General features: G+C 60.1%; 5 protein-coding genes and 1 pseudogene. All 6 read right to left on the bottom strand.

Annotated elements, in window-relative coordinates; genetic code table 11:
- Nucleotides 1-79: 79 nt before the first annotated feature.
- Nucleotides 80-1,408, bottom strand: a pseudogene (locus BSP75_RS00095) (replication endonuclease); the annotation flags it as partial.
- Nucleotides 1,409-1,411: 3 nt separating this feature from the next.
- Complete coding sequence (locus tag BSP75_RS00090) at nucleotides 1,412-1,657, bottom strand: hypothetical protein (RefSeq protein WP_075111788.1); 246 nt, start codon at nucleotides 1,655-1,657, stop codon at nucleotides 1,412-1,414.
- Nucleotides 1,654-2,103, bottom strand: a complete 450-nt coding sequence (locus BSP75_RS21960; RefSeq protein ID WP_232100255.1) for a hypothetical protein — start codon at nucleotides 2,101-2,103, stop codon at nucleotides 1,654-1,656. Before BSP75_RS21960 ends, BSP75_RS00090 begins: the two co-directional genes overlap by 4 nt.
- Entirely contained in the window at nucleotides 2,100-2,297 is a 198-nt protein-coding gene (locus tag BSP75_RS00080; protein ID WP_075111787.1) for a hypothetical protein, read from the bottom strand. Before BSP75_RS00080 ends, BSP75_RS21960 begins: the two co-directional genes overlap by 4 nt.
- Nucleotides 2,294-2,554: a helix-turn-helix transcriptional regulator gene (locus BSP75_RS00075; protein ID WP_024943315.1), complete on the bottom strand. Its 261-nt coding sequence runs from the start codon at nucleotides 2,552-2,554 to the stop codon at nucleotides 2,294-2,296. The genes BSP75_RS00080 and BSP75_RS00075 overlap by 4 nt, the downstream gene beginning before the upstream one ends.
- A 2-nt stretch (nucleotides 2,555-2,556) precedes the next feature.
- A complete protein-coding gene (locus BSP75_RS00070; protein ID WP_041204794.1) occupies nucleotides 2,557-2,745 on the bottom strand; it encodes a hypothetical protein in 189 nt (62 codons plus the stop codon).
- Between the last annotated feature and the right edge of the window lie 138 nt (nucleotides 2,746-2,883).

Genomic DNA, 2,883 nt, shown 5'->3' with positions numbered 1-2,883 from the left:
TGGTGACTCATGCTGAACCTTATCCCTGATGCCAAGTGGGACTCATGATCTCACATCAGGGACTTGTTCGCACCTTCCCTTCATCATCGTCCAGGTAGGCGCCGTCGATGTTCTTGGCAATGTATTTGGCGATATAGCCCGCGGCATCCCCCTTGGCCGGGTCTATCTCTTTCCAGTCAAAGCGGGGAGTAAAGTCGGTAAAGGGTGGGCAGCCCTTGATATCCCGTACCAGCTCTTCGTGGTCATCGGTCAGGGCATAACGTTGCAGGATGCCGATCACCCGGTTGCGATCTTCCGGGCGCATAAATAGCAGCAGATGCCAGTGCGGGGTGCCGTCGTGGTGAGCCTCGCAAACGCGAAATCCATAAACGGGAGCGTTCCACCGTTTGAGGGCGGCCCTGGCGCGGCTCCAGAGTTTAGCCAGATAGGCGCAGGTTTCCCGCGGCGTGGCCCCTTGATAGCGTTTGTTCTCTATCGCTTTGCCGTTGTGCTTTTGTGTCCAGGCATGAAAGCGGCTTGGGGCGGTCTAGGTGAAGAAGACCCCCACATGACCCTGCTCCTCGGCATAGTCATTGAACCCCCGAGCACGCACCATCATTTCGTTGCGGCGGTTCACCAGGTTGGCGTTGCTGGCCTCCCAGCAATCCTTCATCGACACGACCAGGTCATACTGCTCGTTGACCACTTCCGACTCGGCCAGCCAGCGCATCATGGCCCGCTTGCGTTCGCGCACCACCTTCATGGTGGCGTTCGATACATAAGCCGACACGCCCTTGCGTACCTTGCCGAGCAGAATATTGATCTGCTCCTGCAGCCGATCCCAGCAGCGGTTAACACGCTTTTCCCACCACTTGGCAGAGAGCAGGCGCACCAGCACGCTCAGGATCCAGTTATCCCGCACTTCGTCGGATTTGAATTTGGGCATCTTGCCGATAAAGCCCCACTGATCGGCCGGCTGACGCATCAGCGCCCAGGTCTGCAGTAGATCCGGCTCGGCGCCTTCTTTGATGTCCTGCTCGATGTTTTTGTAAATGGCTGCGGTCTGGTTGGCGAACTGGTGGGCCACCTTCTTGCGGCCGTCTTCATCGCGCATCTCCCTCGGGTTGACCGGGATGGAGTGGAGCAACTGGCGCACCCAGCGGGTTCGCTCACGCAGCCAGATATTAGCCGCCCGGCAATGGGTGAAGCTGCAATCCTTGCGGCGCCGTGCGTACTGCTTGAACAGGTCGCGGGTTAACTCGGGGGAGAGGCCATCGAGCAACTGGATGGCCCACAGCAGATCGTATTGGCCGCGTGGGCCGCCGAAAACGGCGTCAAAGTTGACGCCGGGCAGAGAGTTGCAAAGGGTGTTGACGCGCTGTAGCTGTGCTTTTCTCGACAGCGGCAGCCGGGTGGTGAGCTTGGTCATGCGTTAAGCGGATAACGTCTTGATGCGAAACAGGCATCCACTGATGCGTTGTTGGGCATGGTTTTTCATTCGCCGAGCGGCCGCACACTGGCGCAGCAACAGCTTGATGCTGACACGGGGGCGGGCAGGTAGCCGGCGCGCATGGGCCAGCTCCCGTTGATAAAGACGCAGCCGCGCTGCGTCCTCCCGATAGGTCTCTTGCCAGCGATACATCTGGCTGGTCAGTTCCTGCTGCAGGTGATGGGTCACTTGATCACCTCACCTTGCCCATGCAGTGGCGCGCACTCCTGCCACCACTCGCCGATCTCTTTGGCCAGCGCGGTTTCTCCCTGGCCTAGCGCCAGCCAATAGACAGAACGTACCGCGCCGAGCGCCAGCAGCTCCCGGGGGATATCCCGATCGCCCCTGGCCTCACCGCCGGCAGCGATAAACTCGGCGCGGGCTGCAAGCCAGTTGGTGGTCAGCTGGTTGTGAGCGGGGAGTGGTGCCGCCTCTTCATCGCCTTCGTCGCCGTCATCATCAAGCAGATCAGCCGGGTTGCTGGTCGCAACCAGCTGCAGCTGGATGTACTGCTGGCCGGAGTAAACCCCGCCCAGGGCGATGCGGTTATCTTCGGCATTGGCGGCGAACATATCGGCCAGCAACCCCTCGACCACCTTGGGCGCCTGGCGGGCAATCTTGATGATGTCGCTCATTGGCAGGCCCTCCGGTTGATGCTGAGAAACAGCTGGTGCCAGCGCAGGGCTCGCTGTGCCTGGGCTAACAAGGTTTTACCCTCAGTTCCTCTGAGGCATGAGGAGTGACGGGCTTTGGCGGTGAGCCGCTGGCGCAGGCGTGGCAACTCGGCCAGCGCCTCCTGTTCGGATATGGGATGGAAGATCTTGGTCATGCCTGCACCTCCGGCGTGGCGATACCGGTCAGCAGCCAATCGACATGGCGTTTCAGCTCCGGGTGGTTGGCGATCAGCAAGAACAGACCGCCCCCGATCTCGCGGTATCCCAGCTCGTAGTTCTTGAGCGTGGTGGGCGGAATGCCGAGCTGGTCGGCAAACTTGGGGCGGCTCAGTTTCAGCTGTTCCCGCAACTGGCGCAGGCGCTTGGCGGCATGGTGGTTGAGCAGATTGATTTGGGTCGGTTGTGCGTTCATGGTCAGGCTCCTTGTTGAGTGGTGCAGGGGTTGATGCGGCTGAACAGAGAAGCCCAGGCCAGTGCGGTTGACCGCTCCATAAGCGCAACCCCGTCCGGGTGTTGGCTAAGACGGGCGCCATAGCGGCCCGTCAGCTTGCGTTGTTGGATGCGAAGGTTGCGCAGGGCGCAGGGGATCGCTAAAGTTGCCATGTCGACTTCCTTATACGTTGTTGATAGAGGCCCGCTTGGAGTTGCCGCTCCGTAATGCGGGCTTTTTTATGGCGCTGTCCCAATTACGTGTTGAAAGGCTAATCTTGAAGTAGGCCATCACCTTGAGGTCTACCATCA

Source organism: Aeromonas sp. YN13HZO-058 (genome assembly GCF_001921245.1).
Taxonomy (GTDB): Bacteria; Pseudomonadota; Gammaproteobacteria; order Enterobacterales; family Aeromonadaceae; genus Aeromonas; species Aeromonas allosaccharophila.
This window is presented reverse-complemented; position numbering and strand designations above follow the sequence as displayed.

Coding starts and splice junctions, on each gene's coding strand:
- BSP75_RS00075 (WP_024943315.1), bottom strand. CDS start 2,554: ATGAACGCACAACCGACCCAAATCAATCTGCTCAACCACCATGCCGCC.
- BSP75_RS21960 (WP_232100255.1), bottom strand. CDS start 2,103: ATGAGCGACATCATCAAGATTGCCCGCCAGGCGCCCAAGGTGGTCGAG.
- BSP75_RS00070 (WP_041204794.1), bottom strand. CDS start 2,745: ATGGCAACTTTAGCGATCCCCTGCGCCCTGCGCAACCTTCGCATCCAA.
- BSP75_RS00080 (WP_075111787.1), bottom strand. CDS start 2,297: ATGACCAAGATCTTCCATCCCATATCCGAACAGGAGGCGCTGGCCGAG.